This is a genomic window from Bacillota bacterium (genome assembly GCA_013178125.1).
In the GTDB taxonomy this organism is placed as follows: domain Bacteria; phylum Bacillota; class SHA-98; order Ch115; family JABLXJ01; genus JABLXL01.
In genome coordinates this window covers 393,105-416,170 of the sequence record JABLXJ010000001.1, presented here as the reverse complement: position 1 = coordinate 416,170, position 23,066 = coordinate 393,105, and the positions used below count along the sequence as shown (strand labels likewise).

At 56.6% G+C, this 23,066-nt stretch carries 27 protein-coding genes; all 27 read right to left on the bottom strand.

Translation table 11 applies throughout. The features are described from left to right. Positions 1 to 14: 14 nt before the first annotated feature. Complete coding sequence (locus tag HPY71_02210) at positions 15 to 683, bottom strand: 1-acyl-sn-glycerol-3-phosphate acyltransferase (protein ID NPV52320.1); 669 nt, start codon at positions 681 to 683, stop codon at positions 15 to 17. Between the two features lie 26 nt (positions 684 to 709). After that, on the bottom strand, positions 710 to 1,402 hold the full coding sequence (locus HPY71_02205) for a (d)CMP kinase (GenBank protein NPV52319.1): 693 nt from the start codon (positions 1,400 to 1,402) through the stop codon (positions 710 to 712). Then, entirely contained in the window at positions 1,389 to 2,510 is a 1,122-nt protein-coding gene (locus tag HPY71_02200) for a histidinol-phosphate transaminase (protein ID NPV52318.1), read from the bottom strand. The genes HPY71_02205 and HPY71_02200 overlap by 14 nt, the downstream gene beginning before the upstream one ends. A 389-nt stretch (positions 2,511 to 2,899) precedes the next feature. Continuing rightward, positions 2,900 to 3,112: a hypothetical protein gene (locus tag HPY71_02195; protein ID NPV52317.1), complete on the bottom strand. Its 213-nt coding sequence runs from the start codon at positions 3,110 to 3,112 to the stop codon at positions 2,900 to 2,902. 91 nt (positions 3,113 to 3,203) lie between these two features. Continuing rightward, a complete protein-coding gene (locus tag HPY71_02190; GenBank protein NPV52316.1) occupies positions 3,204 to 3,965 on the bottom strand; it encodes an rRNA pseudouridine synthase in 762 nt (253 codons plus the stop codon). Positions 3,966 to 3,999: 34 nt separating this feature from the next. Continuing rightward, a complete protein-coding gene (locus HPY71_02185) occupies positions 4,000 to 4,653 on the bottom strand; it encodes a TrkA family potassium uptake protein (GenBank protein NPV52315.1) in 654 nt (217 codons plus the stop codon). A 141-nt stretch (positions 4,654 to 4,794) separates the two neighbouring features. Then, complete coding sequence (gene ytfJ / locus HPY71_02180) at positions 4,795 to 5,280, bottom strand: sporulation protein YtfJ (protein NPV52314.1); 486 nt, start codon at positions 5,278 to 5,280, stop codon at positions 4,795 to 4,797. Then, a complete protein-coding gene (locus HPY71_02175) occupies positions 5,261 to 5,938 on the bottom strand; it encodes a DUF2953 domain-containing protein (protein ID NPV52313.1) in 678 nt (225 codons plus the stop codon). Before HPY71_02175 ends, ytfJ begins: the two co-directional genes overlap by 20 nt. A gap of 76 nt (positions 5,939 to 6,014) precedes the next feature. After that, positions 6,015 to 6,557 (bottom strand): SMC-Scp complex subunit ScpB, encoded by a 543-nt coding sequence (gene scpB / locus HPY71_02170; GenBank protein NPV52312.1) that lies wholly within the window; start codon positions 6,555 to 6,557, stop codon positions 6,015 to 6,017. Positions 6,558 to 6,626: 69 nt separating this feature from the next. Continuing rightward, the gene (locus HPY71_02165; GenBank protein ID NPV52311.1) at positions 6,627 to 7,493 is read right to left on the bottom strand and encodes a hypothetical protein; all 867 of its coding nucleotides are present in this window, start codon (positions 7,491 to 7,493) and stop codon (positions 6,627 to 6,629) included. Between the two features lie 92 nt (positions 7,494 to 7,585). After that, positions 7,586 to 8,569 carry a tryptophan--tRNA ligase gene (gene trpS / locus HPY71_02160; protein NPV52310.1) on the bottom strand — a complete coding sequence of 328 codons (984 nt, stop codon included), beginning with the start codon at positions 8,567 to 8,569 and terminating at the stop codon, positions 7,586 to 7,588. Positions 8,570 to 8,623: 54 nt separating this feature from the next. Then, complete coding sequence (locus HPY71_02155; protein NPV52309.1) at positions 8,624 to 9,142, bottom strand: site-2 protease family protein; 519 nt, start codon at positions 9,140 to 9,142, stop codon at positions 8,624 to 8,626. Between the two features lie 163 nt (positions 9,143 to 9,305). Next, the gene (gene lysA, locus HPY71_02150; protein NPV52308.1) at positions 9,306 to 10,679 is read right to left on the bottom strand and encodes a diaminopimelate decarboxylase; all 1,374 of its coding nucleotides are present in this window, start codon (positions 10,677 to 10,679) and stop codon (positions 9,306 to 9,308) included. 209 nt (positions 10,680 to 10,888) lie between these two features. After that, on the bottom strand, positions 10,889 to 11,842 hold the full coding sequence (locus HPY71_02145; protein NPV52307.1) for a 2-hydroxyglutaryl-CoA dehydratase: 954 nt from the start codon (positions 11,840 to 11,842) through the stop codon (positions 10,889 to 10,891). Beyond that, positions 11,820 to 12,953 carry a CoA protein activase gene (locus HPY71_02140; protein ID NPV52306.1) on the bottom strand — a complete coding sequence of 378 codons (1,134 nt, stop codon included), beginning with the start codon at positions 12,951 to 12,953 and terminating at the stop codon, positions 11,820 to 11,822. The genes HPY71_02145 and HPY71_02140 overlap by 23 nt, the downstream gene beginning before the upstream one ends. 2 nt (positions 12,954 to 12,955) lie before the next feature. Further along, on the bottom strand, positions 12,956 to 13,990 hold the full coding sequence (locus HPY71_02135) for a hypothetical protein (protein ID NPV52305.1): 1,035 nt from the start codon (positions 13,988 to 13,990) through the stop codon (positions 12,956 to 12,958). A 139-nt stretch (positions 13,991 to 14,129) separates the two neighbouring features. Further along, entirely contained in the window at positions 14,130 to 14,480 is a 351-nt protein-coding gene (spoVAE, locus tag HPY71_02130; protein ID NPV52304.1) for a stage V sporulation protein AE, read from the bottom strand. A gap of 10 nt (positions 14,481 to 14,490) precedes the next feature. Then, positions 14,491 to 15,498 carry a stage V sporulation protein AD gene (gene spoVAD / locus HPY71_02125; GenBank protein NPV52303.1) on the bottom strand — a complete coding sequence of 336 codons (1,008 nt, stop codon included), beginning with the start codon at positions 15,496 to 15,498 and terminating at the stop codon, positions 14,491 to 14,493. A 136-nt stretch (positions 15,499 to 15,634) separates the two neighbouring features. Then, positions 15,635 to 16,102, bottom strand: a complete 468-nt coding sequence (gene spoVAC / locus HPY71_02120; protein ID NPV52302.1) for a stage V sporulation protein AC — start codon at positions 16,100 to 16,102, stop codon at positions 15,635 to 15,637. A gap of 217 nt (positions 16,103 to 16,319) precedes the next feature. Next, positions 16,320 to 16,526, bottom strand: a complete 207-nt coding sequence (locus HPY71_02115) for a dodecin domain-containing protein (protein NPV52301.1) — start codon at positions 16,524 to 16,526, stop codon at positions 16,320 to 16,322. A 330-nt stretch (positions 16,527 to 16,856) separates the two neighbouring features. After that, the gene (locus HPY71_02110) at positions 16,857 to 17,597 is read right to left on the bottom strand and encodes a SigB/SigF/SigG family RNA polymerase sigma factor (GenBank protein NPV52300.1); all 741 of its coding nucleotides are present in this window, start codon (positions 17,595 to 17,597) and stop codon (positions 16,857 to 16,859) included. A gap of 34 nt (positions 17,598 to 17,631) precedes the next feature. After that, the gene (locus tag HPY71_02105; GenBank protein NPV52299.1) at positions 17,632 to 18,117 is read right to left on the bottom strand and encodes an anti-sigma F factor; all 486 of its coding nucleotides are present in this window, start codon (positions 18,115 to 18,117) and stop codon (positions 17,632 to 17,634) included. A 12-nt stretch (positions 18,118 to 18,129) separates the two neighbouring features. Beyond that, positions 18,130 to 18,474, bottom strand: coding sequence for an anti-sigma factor antagonist (locus HPY71_02100; protein ID NPV52298.1), 345 nt, complete (start codon positions 18,472 to 18,474; stop codon positions 18,130 to 18,132). Between the two features lie 220 nt (positions 18,475 to 18,694). Then, positions 18,695 to 19,975, bottom strand: a complete 1,281-nt coding sequence (locus tag HPY71_02095) for a D-alanyl-D-alanine carboxypeptidase (protein NPV52297.1) — start codon at positions 19,973 to 19,975, stop codon at positions 18,695 to 18,697. A gap of 53 nt (positions 19,976 to 20,028) precedes the next feature. Further along, the gene (locus tag HPY71_02090) at positions 20,029 to 21,264 is read right to left on the bottom strand and encodes a phosphopentomutase (protein ID NPV52296.1); all 1,236 of its coding nucleotides are present in this window, start codon (positions 21,262 to 21,264) and stop codon (positions 20,029 to 20,031) included. Positions 21,265 to 21,347: 83 nt separating this feature from the next. Beyond that, a complete protein-coding gene (gene xerD, locus HPY71_02085; GenBank protein ID NPV52295.1) occupies positions 21,348 to 22,235 on the bottom strand; it encodes a site-specific tyrosine recombinase XerD in 888 nt (295 codons plus the stop codon). Positions 22,236 to 22,331: 96 nt separating this feature from the next. After that, positions 22,332 to 22,973: a stage II sporulation protein M gene (spoIIM, locus tag HPY71_02080; GenBank protein ID NPV52294.1), complete on the bottom strand. Its 642-nt coding sequence runs from the start codon at positions 22,971 to 22,973 to the stop codon at positions 22,332 to 22,334. Positions 22,974 to 23,066: the final 93 nt, after the last annotated feature.

Sequence of the window (23,066 nt, the reverse complement as noted above, 5' to 3'; positions counted from 1 at the left end):
CTGGTGGAAAAGTACTAGGAGATGAGCCTGTTCACCTCATTCGCTATTTTAATAGTCATATCCTGGATGCTCCCCTTGCTTGCGCTCCTAATTGCACCATCGACATTGACCACTGTCCCGGCCTTGCTCATATCTCCGGCTCCAGCCTCGATGTCGTGTGCCTGTCCGGCGGCCACAGGAGGACCAATTCGCACCACGACGCGACCGAGACGGGGAATGAACGAGCCTCTTCTCAATATCTGCCCTGTTCCCAGTATCCCGACGGGGACCACAGGGGCCCCAGTCTTGCTAGAGAGCACTGCCGCTATAGAGGAGAATCGCCCCAGCCTCCCGTCCACGCTCCTCGTGCCCTCGGGGAAAATCCCCAGGACCTGCCCTGCTTCAAGCACTTGGAAGCACCTGTGAAAGGCGTCCCGGTCCGATTCCCCGCGGCGGACGGGGAAGGTGCCCAGCCACCGCAGCACCAGGCCAAATGCCCTGTTCTTGAAGAGCTCGGCTTTGGCCATAAACTTCACCCTTCGCTTCAACGCGCACCCGACAACTATGGGGTCCAGGAGGCTCATGTGATTCGCAGCCAGGATGACTGGGCCACGCCTGGGTACATTTTCATGGCCTTCAACCCTCATGCGAAAGAATACAACCAGGATAACGAGGAAAATAAACCGTATAATCGCGTAAAACATTAGGTGCTCCTTCCCCCCTACCCACCCTACAGACATTTGCTCAGGCCATCAATCAGGCCGAGCACCTCAGCCAGCACCTCATCTATGGACTTACCGGTCGTATCAACTATAACGGCATCCCCGGCTGGCATGAGCGGAGCGATGGCCCTCCCTGAGTCAATCTCATCTCTCATCAGGAGTTCCCGGTAAACCGCATCCCATTCAGCGGCGCGGCCCTCCTCCCTCAGCTGGGCAAGCCGCCTCGCAGCCCGCTCTTCGAGAGAGGCTGTAAGGAATATCTTGATGTCGGCACCGGGAAGGACCACGGTCCCTATATCCCGCCCGTCCATCACGACGCCGCCGCTGCATGCCATCCTGCGCTGCTGGGCCGTGAGGACGGTCCTGACCCCCGCGACCTTTGATATGGGGGAGACACTGCCATTGACCTGAGGGCTGGTGAGCTCGTTGGTGACATCCTCTCCATCCAGGATCGCCCGCATCTCACCGTTGGGGTCACGCACAATGTCTATGCTGGTATTTCGCGCCAGGTCCGCGAGTCGCTCTGCGTCCTCTACGTCTATATTAAGACGCAGGGCCTTCAGGGTGAGAGCCCGGTACATCAAGCCCGTGCTTATATGGATATACCCCAGCCGCTCGGCTACCAGCCTTGCGATCGTGCTCTTGCCGGCTCCGGCAGGGCCGTCGATCGCTATTACAAGGCGTTTCTTAAGCTTTGTCATTCTCCCTGATTGCCTCCGTAACCGCCGGCAGGGCATCCTCAAGAGCGGATATCAATCTCCTGTTCTCCCCGGCCGTCCCAATCGTTATCCTCGCATACTCATCTAGCCCGAAGATATGTGCAGAGCGGATAATAACCCCGGCCAGGAGGAGGCGATGACATACCTCCCTTGCATGCGCTCCAAGCCTCACCAGGATGAAGTTGGCCTCTGTAGGCACGTAGTCCAGGCCGAGTCTTTCAAATTCTCCGTAAAGAAAGGCCTTCCCTGATTCGTTGAGCGCAACAGTCCTCTTGACGTGTTCGTGGTCATCGAGGGCGGCAATGGCCGCGGCCTGAGCCACGAGGTTCACATTAAACGGGCTCCTGACGCGTTCAAGAGCGGTTATAACCCTGCTGTGGCCGAGGCAGTAACCGACCCTTAACCCGGCGAGTCCGTAAATTTTCGAGAAGGTCCTGACGACGACAACGTTCGGGGCGGCAGAGGCTGGTCCAATATACATGAAACCGCTCCGAAAATCCCCGTTTGTTACATAATCAGCATAGGCCTCATCAAGGACCAGAATAGCCCTTTCCGGAGTAAAGGAAATGAGGGTGGCAAGCTGATCTCCCCGCAGGATGGACCCGGTCGGATTATTTGGATTAGAGATAAAGATGAGCTTCGTCCGTGGGGTAATGGCCTTCCTTAAGCCTTCCAGGTCAAATTGCATATTGATGAGAGGCACGGATGCGTACGACTGTCCCATGAGATCGGCTGCAAACTTATATTGCGTAAATGTCGGCTCCACAGAGAGAACTGTATCGCCCTCCTCTAGGAAGGCCTCCGCGAGCATCCGTATTATCTCGTCGGCCCCGTTTCCGAGACACACATTCTCAGGCGACAGCGAATACCTGCGAGCAATGGCGTCCTTGAGGTCGCGTCCTCCGGCGTCCGGGTAAAGGCTCACGCGCCTCAATGCTGAAATAGCAGCCTCGATGGCCCTCGGTGACGGGCCGAGGGGGTTCTCATTGGAGGCAAGCTTTATTACCTCCTGAATTCCGAACTCCCGTTGAACCTCTTCGATCGGCTTGCCCGGGGAATACGGCTCGATCCGCTCCAGGGTTTTTCTCATCTCAACCTTGCACCCGGGCCTGCCCCCCGACTCGCACCCGGATATCCATTGCCCAGACTCGCGCTGACCCACTCTCACACCAGCTCCTCACCCGCAGGTTCCCTATGGTAAAAAAGACACTCGCGCGGGAGTGTCTCCTCTTAAAATCTATTCAGGTTAGGTTAGACCTATCAGATCAGATCCACTAACCGGTACCGCCCTACCACTCTTGTCATGCGGTACACGCCAGCTCCCTGCACTTGCAGCTGTCATTCAGCACCACGTCTGATAAACCCTGTGTAAACCTCTTTACCCGATTATAAGCAAAGCTCCCGACAAAAATTAGTCTAACACAGATTTACCTGGTTCGCAAGGGATTAATGCTCACGTTTCCAAGAGGTTCTATACTTTTATTTGTGTGAACCACGCGGGGTGATCCAGCCCGGGTCCGGCGGAGCCCCGCGCAGTGCAGGTCTCCCCTCGAATCTCTCGACCCTGCAAAGAAAAACCCTCGCAGCCTCAAATGTCAGCGCGCCCTGGGATAGAACCAACAAAATAAAAGCCAGGATCGACGCCCTCAGAAACCATGTTCCCAGGATGGTGAGGATGCCCCTGACATTCACCTATATCACCCGCATTACTTAACTTACTTTTACTTACATCGCCGCGAGTTGACACATCATCAACTTAACACATCATCGCACTGCACTTGCGTCACCGCGCTATACCTGCATCACGCGCTACAGCGCGCACAGCATGCGCGACATCAAGCAAGGGCCTGACCTCGTCAGGGGTCAGAAACCGGTAGCCGCCGACATCGATCCCCAGGTCATCGAGGCGAAGCGGGCCTATCGCAACGCGCCTCAATGCCAGGACGGGGTGCCCCACAGCCTTGCACATGCGCCGCACCTGCCTCTTGCGGCCCTCGTGAATCCTGAGCTGCAGGACGACGCCCCTCCTATGCCGGCCCAGCACCCTGACATCGGCTGGGGCGGTCGGGCCATCCTCAAGTATGACCCCATTCCGGAGCGCTTCGAGGCTGGCCTCTGCCGGGAGACCTGAAACCCACGCTATATAAGTCCTTGGGACCTCATGCTTCGGGTGGGTAAGCGCATAGGCGAAATCACCATCATTGGTCAAAATAAGAAGACCCTCTGTATCAGAGTCGAGCCTTCCTACGGGGAAAACGCGCATCCTGACATCCGGGATCAGGTCAAGGACTGTAGGCCGCCCCTGGGGATCGCGGGTTGTCGTGACATACCCCCGGGGCTTATTCAGGGCAAGATACACCCTCGGGACATGGCAGGCGATGACGCGCCCGTCGACCCTTATTTCATCCACGCCAGGCTCTACCCTGGTGCCAAGGGCCGTCACAACCTCACCATTAACCCTTACCCTTCCCTCAAGTATCAATTCCTCAGCCCGGCGACGCGAAGCAACCCCTGCCTTGGCGAGCGCTTTCTGGAGGCGTTCCATATAGCTTCAAACCACCTGGCCACTCCCAGAGCTTTTACCAGAGCTTTTGCAGCCGGTCGAGATTCTCGTTTCTACCCAGCACTACTAGGATATCGCCCCTGTGAATCTTATCATCGGCCCCAGGGGAAACCTTGATTTCGGTGCCGCTCTTGATAGCTACGACAGTTATACCATACTTTGCCCGCAGGTTGAGCTCGCGCAGGGACCTATCCGCAAACTCATCCGTTGCAACGACCTCGATAATACTGTAGTCAGGAGACAGCTCAATATAATCCAGGATATTTGAGGAAACGAGATTATTTGCCACCCTTATGCCCATATCGCGCTCAGGGTAAATGACCCTATCCGCCCCGACCTTCTCGAGTACTTTGCCATGTAACTCATCGTGAGCCTTGGCAACAACATACTTGACCCCAAGGCTTTTCAGCGCCAGGGTAGCGAGAATGCTCGACTGGATATCCTGGGCGATCGCAACTATGGCGACATCCACGTTTCGAATCCCGAGAGCCTTCAGGGCCTCCTCGTCTGTGGCATCAGCCTGGACCGCATGTGTAAAAATATTTGCCACATGCTGCACGGTGTCCTGGTTCTTATCTATAGCGAGCACCTCATGCCCAAGCTTCGCGAGCGTCTTCCCGACACTGACCCCGAAACGCCCGAGACCTATGACAGCAAACTGCTTTACCATAACCATCCCCCTGGTATATTCTCCTAGTCGGTCCTCAACGAGTTTAATATACTACAACGGGGAATGGCTGTCAAAACGGTTTTAGGAGCCTCGCAGGTTGCCAGGCCGGCCTATTGCCTGCCGCTACTGCGCCCTGCCGCCCTACTGCACCCCTCCCTGGACATTTGGACTCGCTATAGCCTCCCTGCGACCCGGGCGCCCGAGCCCGCCCTGGCCCTGGAGTTGCCCAAGGAGCTGTGGAGCCAGGTCGATAATGCGGTCCAGTATTGCACCGCCATCGACAGGCAGGCAACGCACCTGACCATGGCCCACCACGAGAAACGCGACCGGCTGTACGGATATTCCAGCACCGCTCCCACCACCGAACGGGTGCGCGGCCGCCATCATGTCCTCAGGCGCCCCCTGTTCCTCCTGACCCTGGGACGCTCCCGTCGCAGCCATGACAGGTCCTGTCTCGACGAACTCACTGCCGCCCGCCGCAAACCCGAAGCTCACCCGGGAGACCGGGAGTATAACGCTGCCATCCGGCGTCTCAACTGGATCACCCAGAATTGTATTTACATCAACCATTTCCTTTATGCTCTCCATAGCGGTCTTCATCAGACCCTCAATAGGGTGAGCTGCCATATAATTGAACCCCCTTCTTGAGAAGAACACCTGCACGACGAACAATACTTCGCAAGATAATATAACCGACGTTTAGCACTAATATACAGCGAAACCTCACGTCGAGCCGGCGCGCGGAGAAGTCGGGTTTGATGCTGATCCTGGGCCTTCGCTTCCCAAATTTAATGAATTTCCCAAGACTAAAGATGGCAGGTGAAGTCGCGGCCCACAAGCCCCCGACGAGCATCCCCGTGAGCGCCGCATCGCCCGCGCCGACATTCAGGCTAACCTCGAAGTCCCTGCAAGGCAGGCCATCTCTGGCCAGCTCCATCTTGAAAAAATCCAATATAAGGCTTTTAGCTCTCCACCCCACGCGGGTCACCAGCGTCCCTTTTGCTTTTGGCCGTCTTTGACCTTTTGTATCCCCTGGTGGTATTTGCCCTGAAAGGCCCGCCAGTCCAAAACGTTGTAGGATTCGATCGACGAGGAGCCGGGCGGGGTGCCGGAGGCTTAGCGCGCGAAATCTGAACACGCCGTTGAAGAAGCCGAGAAGCAGATCAAGGTGATCCTTCCCCTGCTCGCGCGCGTAGATTATGGTAAGCTCAATTGGGACAAAGGAAAGAATGATGATGAAGCCCAGGAGCGCAAAAATGATATAAAGCGCACGCTCCACATGCAAAACGGCGAGCTCCCTTCTGGCATAGTCCCTTCGTCATGCCTTCCCGGTCATGCCCTATAATTAGTTTAAAATTAGTTTAACCAGTTTGTGGTTGGGTATTCGACCTGCCTGGAGTCTTCAATTCGGGAAGCTCGGAGAGGGATTTCATCCCAAAATAACGGAGGAACTCGGGTGTGGTGCCGTAAAGGATCGGCCTCCCTAGAGTCTCCTTCCGCCCGACCTCGCGGATGAGGCCACGCTCAAGGAGGGTCGCAAGCACCGCATCAACGCGCACTCCCCGTAAGGCCTCTATCTCGCTGCGGGTGATGGGCTGCTTATACGCGATCACAGCCAGCGTTTCGAGAGCGGCGCGAGAAAGGCCCTGTCCCCTCGGGGCCCTTTCGATTTTCTCAATATAAGGGGCCAGATCGGGCCGGGTTGCCATCTGGTAGCCCCCGGCGACCTCTACCACCTGGATGCCGCGGTGCGTTGAATCATATTCGGATTTAATCTGGTGGATTAAAGCAATTGTGGGCTCGACATCAAACCCGATAACCTGGGCTATCTCCTCCGCCCTGAGCGGTCGGGTCGAGGCAAAAATAAGAGCCTCTACTACTCTCCTTGCCTCATCGACATCCATAGCAACATACACCCCTGTACTTTCTCAGGCAGCAATTGGGTAGCTAGAGCTATCAGACAATACTACATACTACGCCTTGCTGATTACGATCTTTCCGAAGCGCCCCTCCTGGGAGACGGTAAGCTTCATAAGGCGTATAAGCTCCAGAATGGCCAGAAACGTGGCGATGATCTCGACGCGGGTTGAACGCGGGGAAAACAAATCCCTGAACGTTGTGACCCCCTTTTTCTCGACCTGCGCCATCACTTCCTCCATTTTATCGACTATGGGCATCTCCTCAAGCGGGATATGGCGCAAGGCTTCCTCGGGGTCGGCGTCCAGCACCTCACGCAGTTCATCAAGAAGCTGCCGGAGAACATCCTTATTGAGGACCCCCTCACCGGCGTCCGCGGCTCCGGGACCGCCGGGGTTCACCCCTCTATTCTCAGCCGGAGCCAGGCACGGACCAGCTAAATCCGTGCGGGTATACACATTCCTCCACAATTCCTCGCGTCTCTCAAGCTCCACCGCGGCGTCCCTGAAGACCCGGTACTGCATGAGGCGGGCCAAAAGCTCACCGCTACCGCTGCGGTCGTCCTCACCGCCCGGGTCCGCGTCCTGCTCCAGGCCGTCCTGGAACAACCCGATTGAAGCGGCATCGTCAAGCGCCGCCGGCGGATCGGGTGGCAGGATCTTTCGCACCTTTAGCTGCACCAACTCGGAGAGCTTGACAAGCACCTCGCTCAATGAGTCTATATCAATTTCACTACCGCTCCCCTGCCCCTGGCCCTGGCCGCCCGGCGGGAACGCCCGGTCGAGAATGCGGCTTGCGATATCGGAGATGGATACCTCGACGATATCGACTTCCCGCGCTTCAATTTTGGAAAGAAGATCCGTGAGCTCGTCGCCGGCAACGCCGCCGGTCCCGCGCTGCAGTTTCCTGAGAGGTGCTGGCATAGATCGCCGTCCTCCAATCAATCGCCATTCGCCGATCCCGGCCTCCCGGTCCAGCGCATCCATCGCCGCTGGCGCGGTGTTGCCCGGTATTGTTATATTCTCATGGCGCTCCGGACCTCTTCGAGCGTCCTGCCAGCCACGGCCCTCGCCCTTTTCGCCCCATCCCTGAGGATATCCTCAACCAGTTCGGGATTGGCCACCAGGGCGCGGCGCTTCTCCCTGACCGGCTCGAGAGCCCGGTTAAGGGCTTGGCCCAGGCGTTTCTTGCATTCCACGCACCCGATCCTGGCGCCTATGCAGTCAGCCTCTATCTGGGGGAGCTCCTCGCCTGAGAACACCTTGTGGAAGGCATAAACCGTACACACGCCTGGATGTCCTGGATCTGTGCGCCTTATGCGCTCAGGATCTGTCACCATCATCCCGACCCTCTCCTCAACCTCCCCAGGCTCCGCGGACATAAGGATGTAATTCCCGTAGCTCTTGCTCATCTTCCTCCCGTCGATCCCGGGCAGCAGGGTGACGTCCCTGTTTAATAGCGCCTGGGGCTCAGGGAAAACAGGTTTATAAAGGAAATTGAAACGCCGGGCTATCTCGCGCGTCAGCTCCACATGAGGGAGCTGGTCCTCACCCACCGGGACGGCCTCTGCTTTATATGCCAGGATATCGGCAGCCATCAAAACCGGGTAACCGAGGAAGCCGTAGGTCATGATATCCCGGCCTTCAAGCTGGTGAAGCTGTTCCTTGTAAGTCGGGCACCGCTCCAGCCAGCCCAGGGGGGTTATCATGGAAAAAAGCAACTGGAGCTCAGCATGCTCCTTTATATCAGACTGGCGGATTATAACGCTTTTCTCAGGATCGAGCCCGGCAGCCAGCCAGTCAACAACCATTTCCCTCGTATTATCCCTTATCTCGCTGGTATCCTCATATCCTGTAGTGAGGGCGTGCCAGTCGACGACCCCGAAATAGCATTCATAGTCGTCCTGCATATCTACCCAGTTTTTGAGCGCGCCGAAGTAGTTTCCTAATTGAAGCCTGCCTGTCGGCCTCATCCCGCTGAAGACTCGTGGCTTTCCCATCCATTCCTTCCCCCTCACTGCATGGCGGACATCTCTAAATATCTAACCCCGGGCCTACCATCCCAGCACGATTCTCCTCAAGAGAAACCATATGGGCATAATGATATAGCCTGTGGCCCCCGTGAGGATGAGCAACATCAAGATAAACGGGCCATACGCCTCAAGTTGGGCATAACTGTAAGAGTAACGGCCCCTCAAGAGCCCCATGACCACCCTGGACCCGTCAAGGGGGGGGAGCGGTATAAGGTTGAAGGCGGCGAGTCCCAGGTTGATATAAACAGTCATCTCCAGGAGAAACCTTATAACCGGCGTCAGAGGCGCCCCAAATCTCAAGGGCAGGGCCGCTATGAAGGCGAGCGTGACGTTGGCCAGGGGCCCCGCAAGGCCAACCAGCATGATCCCCCTGCGCCAATCCTTGAAGTAGGCCGGGTTTATAGGCACCGGTTTGGCCCATCCAAACCTCTGCGTTACAATGAGCATCAAGGTGCCGATCACGTCCAGGTGAGCCAGGGGGTTCAGCGTCAGCCTCCCCTGCATCCGCGCCGTTGGATCGCCGAGGCCGTTCGCGACCATGCCATGGGCATACTCATGCACCGTGAGCGCGAAAAGGATTATTGGGAGAGTTATCAGTATCGAAGCAATACTTTGCACCTAGTCTCGCCATCCTCCTCTTCCTGATTTGCCCGATTCCCACTTCATCCGCCCGATTCTCTCACACCCGCGCCTCCCGGGCTTCCTAGACCCGCGATACCATCGCGTCAGTCCTTGCCTCGAGTTCTGGCTCCTTAAAAGCCCCCTTCAGCAACCTCTGCGGGATCCTGTCATGGGTGATGACATCCTCATAGCTCTCTCGCTCCACCACCAGGCCAACCTCGCCGTCCCGCACAAATACCACCGCGGGCCGGGCGAACCGGTTGTAATTGCTCGACATCGAGTATTGATAGGCCCCGGTGGTGAGGAAGGCCAGGATATCACCGGGCTCGAGTTTGGGCAGCCGGACATCCCAGGCCAGCATATCCCCGGACTCGCAGCATCTCCCGGCTATCGTCACGGTCTCCACAGGGTCGCAGTTGGCCTTGTTTGCAACTATAACCTGGTACTTCGCGCCATAGAGCGCCACCCGGGGGTTGTCAGTATAACCCCCGTCCACGGCGATATACTTCCGGATGCCGGGTATATCCTTTATTGACCCGACAGTATAAAGCGTCGTGCCTGCCTGCCCCACGATATAGCGACCGGGTTCAACCAGGAGCTTCGGAACCGGCAGGTTGTGTTCTCCTGCCTTCCTGTAGAGGGTGCTTACAACCAGGTCGGCGTAATCCTCAACACTCGCCCTTACATCACCCTCCACATAGCGCACGCCAAGGCCGCCCCCCAGGTTGAGCTCCTCACATGTGAAGCCCGTTTCCCGCCTGACCCTTGCCATGAAGTCCACCATTAGCTCACAGGCCACTTTGAAGGACTCGAGTTCAAATATCTGAGAGCCGATATGGCAGTGAAGCCCGTGTACCACTATGCCCTCCATGGCTAGGGCCTTCTCGATCGCCATCATGGCCTGGCCGTTTTGCAGGCCCAGCCCAAATTTGGAATCGAGCTGTCCCGTCCGGATGTATTCGTGTGTATGCGCCTCAACCCCCGGCGTCACCCGGAAATCCACGTGAGCCCTGATCCTGAGCTGCCTGGCGAGGTCATGGAGCATCTCGAGCTCATAGAGGTTATCCACCATAAACCGGCCTATCCGGGCCCGCAGGGCCATCTCCAGATCGGACCTGCTCTTATTGTTCCCGTGGAAGTATATCCTACCGGCTGGGAAGCCGGCTTTGAGGGCTGTGATAATCTCTCCCCCCGAGGCAACATCCAGGCCGAGCCCTTCCTCATCGACGATCCTGCACATGGCCATCGTCGAGAACGCCTTGCCCGCGTATATCACCTCGCTGTTGGCATGCCGGGTTTCCAGTGCCCTGCGGAATGCCCGGCACTCCCCGCGAATGGCCTTCTCGTCCATTACGTAAAGCGGCGTCCCGTATTCCCCGGCCAGATCGATGGTATCGCATCCCCCTATTTCGAGATGTCCCTTATCGTTTATTCGCATTGTACCGTAGAAATCCATCTGGAAGTCCAAGCCCCTTCCTTTTTCCTGCGTTATCACTCTTCCTGCGTCATCACTTAACTTCGTGACAATTCCTGCGCTATAAAAAAACGATCAACGGGTACTGTCCCATCGACCCATCGACCGTGCGCACGCCCCGCTTAGCTCGAGATCGAAGCCACCATTTTCTATATTATACTAACATGGAAAACAGCCAGCGTCAAGGAATTTCAAAGAGCCTCCCACTTCCCGCACCTATCGCCCCAGCGGGCTATCGTATCCCCATCCCTAATGATATTGATTACCTCGCACCGGTTGGGGCAGCCTTTACACTCAAAGCTCCGGGCCTCGAAGTCATCATCCACAACCTCGAACCCGCGAAATAGGGTCTTGGTTCCCCTGCGTTTTACCTCTTCCGCTGCCAGGATAGCAGCGCCAATCGCACCCATGACATTATAATGCTCCGGCACAATGACAGCCTCGCCGAGAGCCTTTTCGAATGCCCTCTTCATCCCGGCGTTGGCCGCGACGCCCCCCTGGAATACTACAGGGGGTAAGATATCCTTGCCCTTTCCTACGTTGTTCAGGTAGTTCCTGACCAGCGCTTCACATAGCCCGCAGACGATATCCTCGATCCTGTGGCCCATCTGTTGCTTGTGAATCATATCCGACTCGGCAAAGACGGCACACCTGCCGGCGATCCTGACGGGGACCTCGGCCTTCAGCGCCAGGTCCCCGAATTGCTCTATCGGTATATTGAGCCTCATCGCCTGGTGGTCGAGGAATGACCCGGTCCCTGCGGCGCAGACCGTATTCATGGCGAAATCGATAACTACCCCGTTTCTCAGGATGATGATCTTCGAATCCTGGCCGCCGATCTCGAACACGGTCTGGACGCCAGGCACTGCGTGCGAGGCCGCAATCGCGTGGGCTGTTATTTCATTCTTGACGCAATCAGCACCCACGATGACGCTGGCCAGCCTCCGGCCGCTGCCTGTGGTCCCGGCCCCGGCGATCTCAATATCGCCACACTTCTCTGCGATGGCCTTCAAGCCCTCCTGCACGACCTTGATGGGCTGTCCCTGGGTTCTCAGGTAAACCTTCTCGATTACATTCACCTCGTCATCTATGGCAACAACATTAGTGCTAACAGATCCCACGTCAACTCCGATATATCCCCGCATGTTTCTCCTCCCCCAGGTTCTTAGCTAGGCGGCTTCGTCGCCTGGCTATGAGGTCGACAAAGGCCTCAAGACGCGTAACGACCCCGGCGTCTGCTGAGTGCTCATCAAATACCAGTGTCATTATGGGGATGTCCAGATCCTTGCTCACCCTGGGCAAGATGCTCTCGGCAACAATCTCGGGCATGCATGTGAAAGGCGCAAGGTGGACTACCCCATCAAAGCCCCTTCTCGCATACTCAACCGAATGTCCCACGCTCTCGATCCCGTGCCCGCCGACAAAGTGCCGCAGGTAGGGTCTGGCAAGCTCCCTGACCTTGTTCAGGCTCCCCTTCCCGAAACGCAAAGCATCCCTGATTACATGGACGCCTATCCAGTCGCCAAGGTATATCGACCGGTCGACCTCAACCCCCATCTCCCCGAGTTCCCGCTCGACATCGAGGTTCACGAATGGCTCGAGCACCACATATATTTCACCAACAATGCCGACGCGCAGCGGGTCGTAGTCCTCTCGTTGCGGCACGTTGTTGATGGTTGAGAGGCCGTCGAGACGTGCCGTCCTCACCTCGCTCAGCTTCGCGGCCTCATCGATATCCTTGAGAGCCTGAGTCAACGCCCTCGTCGTGCTCCCCTTCTGTATCTCCCTGGCCCTCACCCTGGCCGCCAGCTTCTCCAGCGCCTCCACGGCTGAAAGCTTTTCCCAGGCGATGCGCACCGCATGGATGACCTGGCGCGCTGTGACCCTCCCTACAAGCCGCCCCAGCTCATGCAGAACCTCACGAAACCTCCCCTGCGGCGGCTCTATGATGAACATCTCAAAATCGTAGCCGAGGTCCTCGAGAATCTCCTTCTCGACCTCGCCATAATACCCGAAACGGCAGGGGCCGACACCACCTGCCATTATCACGGCGTCAGCGCCGAGCTCGAATGCTTCAATGAAGTTCCCCACGTTGACCTTGAGCGGAAGGCACGCAAATTCCGGGGAGTGTAGCGTGCCGAGGGTCAGAGTTCTCTTGCTCGATCTTGGAGGGACTATCACCGTGAGACCAAGGTTTTCGAAAAGGGCTCTCAGCGGTATATAAAGGTTGCCCATATGAGGAAACGTAACTTTCATCTTCAGCCGGCCTGCCTTCGACGGATCATATCGATAAAGGCCTCGAGGCGCGTCACCACCCCGGCCTCACCTGTCTGCTCATCGATAGTAACCATCATAAATGGAAACGCCCCTTCGCGCTTTACCCCCCTTTCAATTAGCTCCCCAACAAGCGAATCCGGGCCGCATCCGAAAGAGCTCACATAGAGACATCCATCAATCCCGCCGCTCTCGATGAGATGAACAGCCGCTCCCAGGAGACGCCGCCCGAGGGTCCAGAAGAGCCGCTTCTTTTGTAGCTTCTGGCTCGCAGCCTCGGTGACCTCCTCAGGTATCATCTCCGCTGTTACTACCCTCACGCCCATCTTCTGGAGCCTGGGAATAATGGACATGCTTATATAATTGTCGTAGATATTATACGGATGGCCGAGCACAGCGATGGAGAGGACGCCATCGTCGCCCTCGGCTGCCGCCGCCTCGCTGCATCCACTCGCCCCAGCGAGCTCGCCGGCCGGCCCACCGCCAACCCCGAGCCCGATGAGACGCAAGGCTTCATCAGGGAGCTTGCCTGCCTGCAGGGTTTTCTCGAACTCCTTCAACCTCGAAGTAGCCAGCTCATAAGCCCTCCGGATACGCGAGGACCGCGCCCCAAGCCGCCTCCCGAGGTCGAGGATCGCCCTTTCATATCCCCTGTCGCCCTTGCTCAGATCGATACAGGTATCCAGAACCGGCGGCAGCGACCTTATACTGTTCCTGACCATATCCGGCAGGCCCATGAACTTTGGACAGATATAGGCCCTTCTCTCGACGCTGACGATTCGCGGGATGAAAATGAAATCAACATTCCCTGGCTCGGCGAGGTCAAGAACGTGACCGTGGAATACCTTTACAGGCAGGCACGCCTCGTCAACTGTGGCTTTGACCCCGAGGTCCATTATGCGCTTGTTTGTAGCCTTTGAAATTACGACGTTGGCCCCCAGCTCTTCAAAAAAGGTATTCCACATGGGATAGTAGAGATAATAGAGAAGGGCGCGGGGAATTCCTACTGTCACGCCCATGTAACGCTCACCTCGTAAACCGCGATCCTGTTATGGAATTTAATTCCACAAACTCGACCGCCTGTACATATTCTTTCTTAAAACAAAAACTCCTTCATCCCTCCCGGTATTCCTTCTGGCGTAACCCCTATGGCAACCCCTATGATCTCGGGTTAAAGATCAGAGCTATCAGGAACCCGAAAAAAATCGCAGAGGCAAGCCCGAGGCCAGTAAACTCGAAGACGCCTGTGAAGAGCCCTATCCACCCAAGCCTGCCCGCCTCGACCAGGGCCCCCCTCACGAGTGAGGCCCCGAACCCTGAAACAGGGACCAGGGCGCCGGCACCGGCTATCTTGAGGAGCCGCTCATACACGCCAAGGCCGCCCAGCAGGGCCCCGGCCATTGTAAACGCCACAAGCATGTGCCCGGGCGTCAGCTTGGTATGATCGAGAATCACCTGGCCGATTCCACAGATCAACCCGCCTATCAGAAATGCCATGAGATATGTCATGAGATTCCTCCTACCTTTCCAGGACAATAGCGTGTGCAATCCCCGGCACGGATTCACCCTGTTGGGATGAAAGGGGACTCAAGAGGGCTCCCGTTGAGGCGAGCAGGACCTTGTGCAGCTCTCCATTTTGCATGCGCCTCATGATATGGCCGAGTGTGACAACGGCCGAACATGCGCACCCGCTCCCGCCGGCTCCGACGTTTTGCTTGTCGGAGTAGATCATAAGGCCGCAGTCATTGTAGTTGTCCCCCAGCATAATACCCTTATCCTTTAAGACCTCAAGCAGCATAATCCTACCGACCCGGCCAAGGTCCCCTGTAAGGATCATATCATAATCCTCGGGCCTTGTTCCAGTATCAGAGAAATGCCAGAACAACGTGTCAGCTGCTGCTGGAGCCATGGCTGAACCCATATCATTGGGATCCTTGATCCCCATATCCATAACTGCACCTATGGTCACGAGGGTGACCCTCGTGCCCGATCCCTGGTTTGAGAGCAGGGCTGCCCCTGCGCCGGTTACGGTATAGCTTGCCGTCAACTTCCTCTGGATATTCAGCTCTATCGGGTACCGGTACTGTCGTTCCGCGCCCTGGTAATGACTGGAGACCGCTACCAGCACCTTATCAGCAAATCCCCCATCTACTATCATGCTCCCCAGCCCAAGCCCCTCCGCAAAGGTTGAACAGGCGCCGTAAAGGCCCAGGTAAGGCATGGCCAGTTGCCTCGCGGCAAAGCTTGATGAGATTATCTGATTCAAAAGGTCCCCGGCCAGCATGTAATCAACCTGGTGAGGCTGCAACCCAGCCTTGTCAAGGGCTATTTTCGCAGCCTCCTGGAGGAACCGGCTTTCTGCCTGCTCAGGCGTTTTCTGGCCAAGGGTGCAATTCGGGGACACAACGTCGAACTCGCCCGCCAGGGGGCCCTTGCCTTCCTGTGGCCCGACTACGGTCCCCGCGGCTATAATAAAAGGTGGATTCTGTAACCTGATCGTCCTTTTTCCTACCCTCTTCGAGGCCACCCTTTCACCCCCCACATTATTGTCTAAATTTGTCTATGCTCCGTGCCCATAATTAGTCTACAATTAGCCTACAATACCGGCATAACCTGCATCCGGACCCGCATCTGTAATCCGCCCACGTCTCAGTTGCTAGCGGTCATCTGGCGATCAGGGCAATCATGCGGACCGCTCCAACAATGATCGCGGTTATGATCCCGAATACAATCACCGGGCCCGCTATTAGGAACATCTTGGCGCCCATGCCGAGCACGTAACCCTCTCGCTTGAAATCCATGGCTGCTGCGACGATTGTATTGGAGAAGCCCGTTATAGGCACTGCAGCACCCGCTCCTGCAAACTCACCGAGATTATCGTAAATGCCCAGCCCTGTGGCCAGTGCCCCAAGGAATATCATCACGGCCAGGGTTGGCGCACTGGCCTGGTCCTGGCTCATTCCCCGGGAGATAAAGAGCGAGAGGATGACCTGCCCGACGAGGCATATCAGCCCGCCGACGGTAAATGCCACCACGAAATTACGCAATGATCGTGGTTTGGGCTTCTTTTGAGCAACCAGCTTCTGATATGCGGCCTTCTTTCGCTGCTCCTCATCTTGCTTGCTAGCCATCTAGATACCTCCTCAGCCCGCAGCTCGGCATCATCCAGGGGTTGCCGGTGTTGCGCTCCGGGGACGGCGCGCTTGCGGCGCGCCTCCGTTGAAATCTGGCGCGAGGGCCTTGCCAAATTTCAAAGGCCCCGTCACGCAAGCACCGGCAACCCCTGTGACGTAATACCGTAAGTCCTGGAAATTGCTGACAAATTCGTACAAATTAAGGAACCAGAACTTAGGTCCCGTTCACTGCAAAAGCGACCTGGACGTTTGCCTTATACTTGGTGATGTTGCCGTTTTCCACGCTCGCCGTCATATTTGTAACCTCGACACCGGAGATATTCCGGACAGTCTTCGACGCCTCTCTTACTGCGCTCCTCACAGCGTCATCCCAGCTAGTCTGGGATTCACCGAGCAATTCAATAACCTTCACAACGGTCATATCTGTTCACCCCTTTCGCAATCAAGCCCAAGTCAGAATAGCGTTGCACCAAGCCGAGTTGCACCCGGCTGATCCATCTGGCTGATCCCAGCCGGTGCTTCAGCCTCAGGATGTTTCGGGCTTAGTATGTTCACCATATCACGCTTTAATTCGGTTAAATCCCCTGCAACATTTCCACAGGAATCCCATAACCGTGCCCACCCGGCGAAATATAAGATGGATATTGAAAGAGATAAAAAAGAGAGGAATCACCTCCCTTTCACCTGTTCACCCGTTTACCGTGACGCTTTTCTAGCCTTCCCCGACTTTCCAGATCGCTGCCCTTTAACTTCACACCGCCATGCAATCCCTCATGCGTTTCAGAGCACGCTTCTCCAGCCGTGAAACCTGCGCCTGGGATATTCCAAGCCTCCTCGCCACGTCCACCTGGTTCATATCCCTAAAGTATCTCATTAGAACAACGCTTCTTTCTATTTCGTCTAATTTAGCTAAAGCATCTTTCAGCGCCAGCAGCTCGACGCTCTCTGCATCAAAGTCGTCGCCGGACCCAACCTGGTCTATAACCCGGAGCTTATCATCCTCACCATCGTCCGCCACCACGTCGAACATATGGATCACGGGACGCATAGCCTCTATGGATTCGATAATTTGCTCCCTCGATATATCAAGCGCGGAGGCGATCTCATCTATGGTGGGTTCCCTCCCCAGGGATGCGGCGAGCTCCCCCCGGGTCCGGGCTACGCAGGAGGCTAGCTCTCTGGTCGCCCGGCTCACTTTTACCGGCCCGTTATCCCTCAGGTACCGCTTTATCTCCCCCAGGATCACCGGGACAGCGTAGGTCGAGAATTGTACACCATAGGCCGGGTCAAATTTGTCTATTGCCTTCATAAGGCCAACGCAGCCAACCTGAAAGAGCTCGTCTGCGTCTATCCCCCTGCCCTGGAATCGCTGGACAAGGCTCATCACCAGCTTGAGGTTCGACCTCGCGACGAGCTCCCGCGCCCCCTTATCGCCCGCCCTCACTCTGGCGATAGACTCGATGAGCTTATCATGGGGCAACACATCCACCATCGGGACCGGCAGCTTGAACCCGCAGCCCTGCCTGTTAGAATTCATAAGCCTTCCCCGAGCCTTCCCCGCATCTCTTCGCGTGCGAACCATCATGGGCTTCATGAGCCGGTTGCTTGCGCATGATGAGCCTGGTCCCGTTCCCGGGCTCTGAGAGGATTATAAGCTCGTCCACGAGAGCTTCTATGATCGTAAGCCCCATCCCCAGCCTGTCGGGGCTTGTAGTATATGCAGGCTGCCTGGCCTTTTCAATGTCCTCGATTCCCCTGCCCTTGTCCTCGACAATGACCTCTAGAGCGCCATCGCAAATGCTCCCGCTGATGTACACCGGTCCCGCATGTTCATGATAGCCATGGATGATAGCGTTGGAGACGGCCTCGGAGGTTACGAGCCGGATGTCGTCAAGCTCCTCAAGGGTGAAGCCCCCGAGCTGCGATGCAAAGCAAGCAACGGTGACCCGTGCAAATTCCACATTTTCCGGTATCCCGGGAAACTCGAGCTTAAATGCGTTCCTGCCCCCCACTGTCCGGCCCCCCTAAACGAGCCCCAGAGCCTGGCTCTCCGAATCGCATACAGGTATTATCTTCAGGAGGCCAGATAGCTCAAATATCTTCCTGATTTGCGGTGTGAGCCCCGCGGCCACCAGCTTGCCTCCCATCTGACTTGCCCGCTTGTAGCGCCCCAGAATCGCGCCCAGCCCGGAACTATCTATGAACGTCACCTCGTTGAAAATGAGCACAATATTTTGAATTTGCCCGTGACGGTCAAGCTCGTGATCAACAGCATCCCGGAACTCCCCCGCTGTCTTCAAGTCAAGCTCGCCCCCGAGCCGCACCACCAGGCTCCTTCCACACCTGTACGTTTCAAGCCTCACGCCCATACCCCCTTGCTGCGGCAACCTTCCTTTGTTTCCTTGCAGCTTTCCTTTGTTGCCTCTGTTGCCGCTATTTTCCCTATTCGTCAACGCACAGGTGTTTTCCTTCTATATCATCATCATCACCTATATAAATAACCCATATAACCTTTATACATAACCTTTATACCCTTCTATACCCTTCGAGTATGGTGTCTTTTATGGTGTCTTTCATACTGTCTCGCCTTCATTTACCCCGGCCAAACAGCGTCCTGAAGAGGTCTCGTATCATGCGGATGAACATCTGGAAGATATTCGCCTTCCTGACATCCTCGCCAGCCACCAAGTCAATCCGGGCGACCTCCTCCCCATCCAGCAGGGCTACGAGTTCGCCGACCTTCTGACCTTTCGTTACAGGCGCCGTGATCTTCTCCTCCAGCCGGATCTCCGTCTTGATCTTCTTCTCTTCACCGCGGGGGGCAAGCGCCGTGAGAGAACCCTTTGCCACGGCCGAGACTGTTTCGGCCACGCCGCGCCGGACCGGGCTCTGAGTTACGATATCCCCTGCCCGGGCGACCTCGACGCCGACATAGTATCTGAACCCGTAATCCAGCAGCCGGGCAGCCTCATTGAACCGCGTCTTTGAATCCTCGACACCCAGAACGACCGAGATCAGTCTGAGCCCATCCCGCTTCGCAGTCGCCGCAAGACAATACTTCGCCTCCTCCGTGTACCCTGTCTTCAGCCCATCTGCACCCTTATAATCCTTTATGAGCCGGTTAGTATTCACAAGGATGTTCTTCCCATCCCGCAAGTAATCGATCCAGGTGGTGAACCATTCGTGAACCATGGGGTGTTTCAAGAGCTCCCGGGACATAAGCGCGATATCATATGCGCTCGTGTAATGGTCCGGGTGAGGAAGCCCTGTGGCGTTGACGAAATGGGTATCCTTCATACCGAGCTCCCTGGCCCGGGCGTTCATCATATCCACGAATATCTCCTCGGCCCCTGCTATATGCTCCGCCACAGCAACTGAACAGTCGTTGGCTGATACTATCGCTATGGCCTTCAACATATCTGATAGCAGCATCTCTTCCCCGGGCTCAAGCCAAACCTGCGACCCCCCCATGCTACAAGCGTGTTCGCTCGCAATAACCTTGTCATTCAGGCTTATCTTGCCTGCCTCAAGCGCCTCCATCACCATGAGCATCGTCATGATCTTGGTGATGCTCGCCGGCGGCATCCGCTTGTGAGCATCCTTCTCGTAAAGAACCCTGCCCGAGCTTGCCTCCATTAGAATGGCGGACGGAGCCGATATCTCAAGGCGCGGTTGTGACTGCGGCTGCGGCTGAGACTGCGGCTGCGACTGCGCGGGTGGTTGTTCCGCGTAACACGGAGGCGCCGTTACCACCGGAATGACAGCAAAACATACCAGCATAAACAGCAAAGAGACAGTCCATGCGGCGTTCCTCCCAGCGCGGGGAGGGATAAAGAAGCTCCTGAGCACAACGTCGTCCCCCTCTCCCATTTTCTCTAAAAAAGATATTCCAGGGACGACGTGAATATGCCCGGACCGGGCGGCTACCGCACACCGGCCCGGCTCTGCAGCTCTGTTTCGCCCGGCCGGGCGGCCCGGAGGAAAAGATGCGCGCAGCTTGTCCCGTCTATTGCCGCGTTCACGCCCAGCATATCGGCTATAGTGGCGCCCAGGTCGGCGAAGGTCCCGCGCGTTCCCACTGATACGCCCGGTCGAATGGGCTTGCCGTAAATGAGCAAGGGCACGTGCTCCCTCGAGTGATCCGTGCTGGGGGTGGTGGGATCGCAGCCATGATCGGCGGTTATAACCAGCACGTCGGAATCTCGCAGTCTCGGCGCCAGGTCCCCGATCCTCGCGTCAACCTCCTCGAGCGCCCTAGCGAATCCCGGGACATCATTTCTATGCCCGTAGAGCATATCAAAATCTATGCAGTTTGCGAAGAGAATGCCATGCCAATCTTTAGATAGGAACCTCGCGATGGCGTCAAGGGTGTCATGATTATTCGTCGTGTGCAGGGACCTGGTTATACCCCTCATCGAGAAGATATCCTCGATCTTGCCCACTGCGATGACATCCAGGTCCTGCCCGGCTGCGAAATCCAGGAGGGTTTTCCTTGGCGGGGCTATAGAATAATCCCTGCGCCTTTCGGTCCTCCAGAAGTTGCCGGGCTCGCCGGCAAACGGGCGCGCTATCACCCTCCCCACGCCGTGGTCGCCGGTGAGCATCCCCCGCGCGATCTCGCACATCCGGTAGAGTTCTTCCACAGGGACGATGCTCTCATGACAAGCGATCTGAAAGACGCTGTCGGCCGATGTGTAGATAATCGGCCTCCCCGTCGCCATATGCTCCTCGCCCAGTTCCTTGATTATCTCCGTCCCCGATGCCGCCTTGTTGCCGAGCACCTTCCTGCCTATGGCGCGTTCGAAAGGCTCTATGACCTCCGGGGGGAAACCATGAGGGTAAAGAGGAAACGGCCGGTCCAGGATCACCCCGCAGAGCTCCCAGTGCCCGGTCACCGTATCCTTGCCCGGCGATCGCTCGGCCATTCTCCCGTAGGAGGCCCGGGGAGACTGGACAGGCGCTGTCCCCGGTATCTGGCTCCCCACGAGCTCCGAGGCGATATTGCCGAGCCCCATCAACCTGAGGTTTGGAAGATTCAAACCCCCAAAAGATCTTGCTGTGTTAATTATGGTATTGCTGCCTTCATCCCCGTACCCGGCAGCATCGGGCAGCTCCCCGATCCCAACGCCGTCGAGGACTAGGAGCACAACGCGAGAAATCACCCGATTCCCCAGAGTCGCTCACCCCCTTGGCGCTCAATTTCCTGAAGTTACCGTTCCTCTGTTATATCCATGCCCGCTATCTATGCCCTCGGGTGGGTCTTGTTATATACCTCCTTTAGCTTTCCCTTGGTCAGGTGGGTATATATCTGCGTCGTGGAGATGTCAGCATGCCCCAGCATCTCCTGGACGGACCTCAAATCCGCCCCCCGCTCCAACAGGTGCGTGGCAAAGGAATGACGCAGCGTATGCGGGGTTATCTCCTTCTTTATTCCAATTTGCGCCGCATACTTCTTCAATATCTTCCAGAAACCCTGCCGCGTGAGTCTATGGCCATGTTGATTTAAGAATAACCATGAGCCACTGCTCTCCCTCGACAATTTGCTCCTCCCATCCCTGATGTACCGCTCAGTGCACTCTGCGGCGATCCGGCCAAGCGGAACGATCCTCTCCTTGGAACCCTTGCCAAAACAGCGAACGTAGCCCAGGGTGAGGTTTACATCGTCAATCTTGAGATTCACCAGCTCCGATACCCTTATCCCCGTGGCGTAAAGGAGTTCGAGCATGGCCCTGTCCCGGATGCCGGCGGCATCGCGCGGCACGGGCGCATTCAAGAGAGCCGTCACCTCCTGGACCGTCAGGACGCGCGGCAACCTTTTCTCCTGGCGCGGGGACTCGAGGTTGCTTGTGGGGTCCCGCGTCAACCCGTGTTCCCTGACCAGGTATTGATAAAAAGCTTTGAGGGCGGCGAGGGTCCTCGAGAGCGTCGCAGGCGCGCGCCCACGAAGGCGGAGGTCAGCAAGGTAGGAGACGACCGTGGCTTGCGTGGCCTCCTCGGGGGCGATGCCCTTGCGCTCCTGGATAAACGAGACAAACTGCCGGAGATCTCGACCATACGACTCAAGCGTATTTCCGGCGAGGCCTTTCTCAACTGCCAGGTAAGCGAGGAACTCCTTGATGAGAGCGCTCAAAGATTCCACCCCTCCGGATGGAAGATAATCAACTTCTACATTAACTTCTATACCTATACTAGAATTCCTCCAAATGGCAGGCATATTCGAAGAGAGTTAAAAAAGGTATTTCGTTGCCGCGGCGATGAAGACCGGCGTTATATAGGCTTCGACCAGGGCCGCGGCGAGGATGAGCGCCAGGGTTGGAATAATAAACGCTGGGAAGTATCCAAAGATAGAGCGCATACCAGCCCGCTCACTCGAGTAATGCTCCCGCACCAGGGAGAAGGCGAACGTCATGCCCCCTGCGCACCCTATGATTATGGCGGGAACAGCGATGACGCTGTGCGGGAACAAAGAGGCAAGGGAGAACAGCACCCCCTTGAGCATCAACTCGTTGACGAAGAACCCTACAGTGAATCCTATCATGAAGCCCCGCATGAAGAGGATCACGAGTATGAACGGCGCTCCCACAATGGATAGCCCGAGCAACCACGCGATAAGCATGGTCTTTGTATTCCCTATAAAAGATTCCCTCGCCGTGACAGCCCTGGTCATGGGGTTGACGCTGCCGAAGCTCTTGCAGAAGCCCGTCAGGTACTGGGCGAGATCGGTCTTCTGGGCAGGGGTCAGGATTCTTATTGCCAGGGAGCCGAAAACCACCCCTATGATGAATATGACGATGGCAAGCACATACACGCGCACGTGCGTGCGAAAGTGCGTATCGATAACGTCAGGTAGCCCGCCAACAAGGAACATGTCCGACCGCTCCTCACAATGTGACTTATATGCGAGTTGACTCATATGCGACTCATCGACCGGGGATGTAACTCCCTACATGTTTATGTTGGA

Excerpts from the sequence above, each read along its gene's own strand:
- HPY71_02210 (NPV52320.1), bottom strand. The coding sequence starts at position 683 with ATGTTTTACGCGATTATACGGTTTATTTTCCTCGTTATCCTGGTTGTA.
- HPY71_02155 (NPV52309.1), bottom strand. The coding sequence starts at position 9,142 with ATGGTCGCGAACGGCCTCGGCGATCCAACGGCGCGGATGCAGGGGAGG.
- lysA (NPV52308.1), bottom strand. The coding sequence starts at position 10,679 with ATGGATTTCTACGGTACAATGCGAATAAACGATAAGGGACATCTCGAA.
- scpB (NPV52312.1), bottom strand. The coding sequence starts at position 6,557 with ATGGATGTCGATGAGGCAAGGAGAGTAGTAGAGGCTCTTATTTTTGCC.
- HPY71_02190 (NPV52316.1), bottom strand. The coding sequence starts at position 3,965 with ATGGAACGCCTCCAGAAAGCGCTCGCCAAGGCAGGGGTTGCTTCGCGT.
- trpS (NPV52310.1), bottom strand. The coding sequence starts at position 8,569 with ATGGGAAAGCCACGAGTCTTCAGCGGGATGAGGCCGACAGGCAGGCTT.
- HPY71_02095 (NPV52297.1), bottom strand. The coding sequence starts at position 19,975 with ATGGGAGAGGGGGACGACGTTGTGCTCAGGAGCTTCTTTATCCCTCCC.
- HPY71_02100 (NPV52298.1), bottom strand. The coding sequence starts at position 18,474 with ATGGGCGTGAGGCTTGAAACGTACAGGTGTGGAAGGAGCCTGGTGGTG.
- spoVAE (NPV52304.1), bottom strand. The coding sequence starts at position 14,480 with ATGACATATCTCATGGCATTTCTGATAGGCGGGTTGATCTGTGGAATC.
- HPY71_02200 (NPV52318.1), bottom strand. The coding sequence starts at position 2,510 with ATGAGAAAAACCCTGGAGCGGATCGAGCCGTATTCCCCGGGCAAGCCG.
- HPY71_02115 (NPV52301.1), bottom strand. The coding sequence starts at position 16,526 with ATGACCGTTGTGAAGGTTATTGAATTGCTCGGTGAATCCCAGACTAGC.
- HPY71_02110 (NPV52300.1), bottom strand. The coding sequence starts at position 17,597 with ATGGTGGATGTGTTGCCCCATGATAAGCTCATCGAGTCTATCGCCAGA.
- spoIIM (NPV52294.1), bottom strand. The coding sequence starts at position 22,973 with ATGTTCCTTGTTGGCGGGCTACCTGACGTTATCGATACGCACTTTCGC.
- spoVAC (NPV52302.1), bottom strand. The coding sequence starts at position 16,102 with ATGGCTAGCAAGCAAGATGAGGAGCAGCGAAAGAAGGCCGCATATCAG.
- HPY71_02165 (NPV52311.1), bottom strand. The coding sequence starts at position 7,493 with ATGCCAGCACCTCTCAGGAAACTGCAGCGCGGGACCGGCGGCGTTGCC.
- HPY71_02145 (NPV52307.1), bottom strand. The coding sequence starts at position 11,842 with ATGCGGGGATATATCGGAGTTGACGTGGGATCTGTTAGCACTAATGTT.
- HPY71_02205 (NPV52319.1), bottom strand. The coding sequence starts at position 1,402 with ATGACAAAGCTTAAGAAACGCCTTGTAATAGCGATCGACGGCCCTGCC.
- HPY71_02135 (NPV52305.1), bottom strand. The coding sequence starts at position 13,990 with ATGGGCGTGACAGTAGGAATTCCCCGCGCCCTTCTCTATTATCTCTAC.
- ytfJ (NPV52314.1), bottom strand. The coding sequence starts at position 5,280 with ATGGCAGCTCACCCTATTGAGGGTCTGATGAAGACCGCTATGGAGAGC.
- HPY71_02140 (NPV52306.1), bottom strand. The coding sequence starts at position 12,953 with ATGAAAGTTACGTTTCCTCATATGGGCAACCTTTATATACCGCTGAGA.
- HPY71_02185 (NPV52315.1), bottom strand. The coding sequence starts at position 4,653 with ATGGTAAAGCAGTTTGCTGTCATAGGTCTCGGGCGTTTCGGGGTCAGT.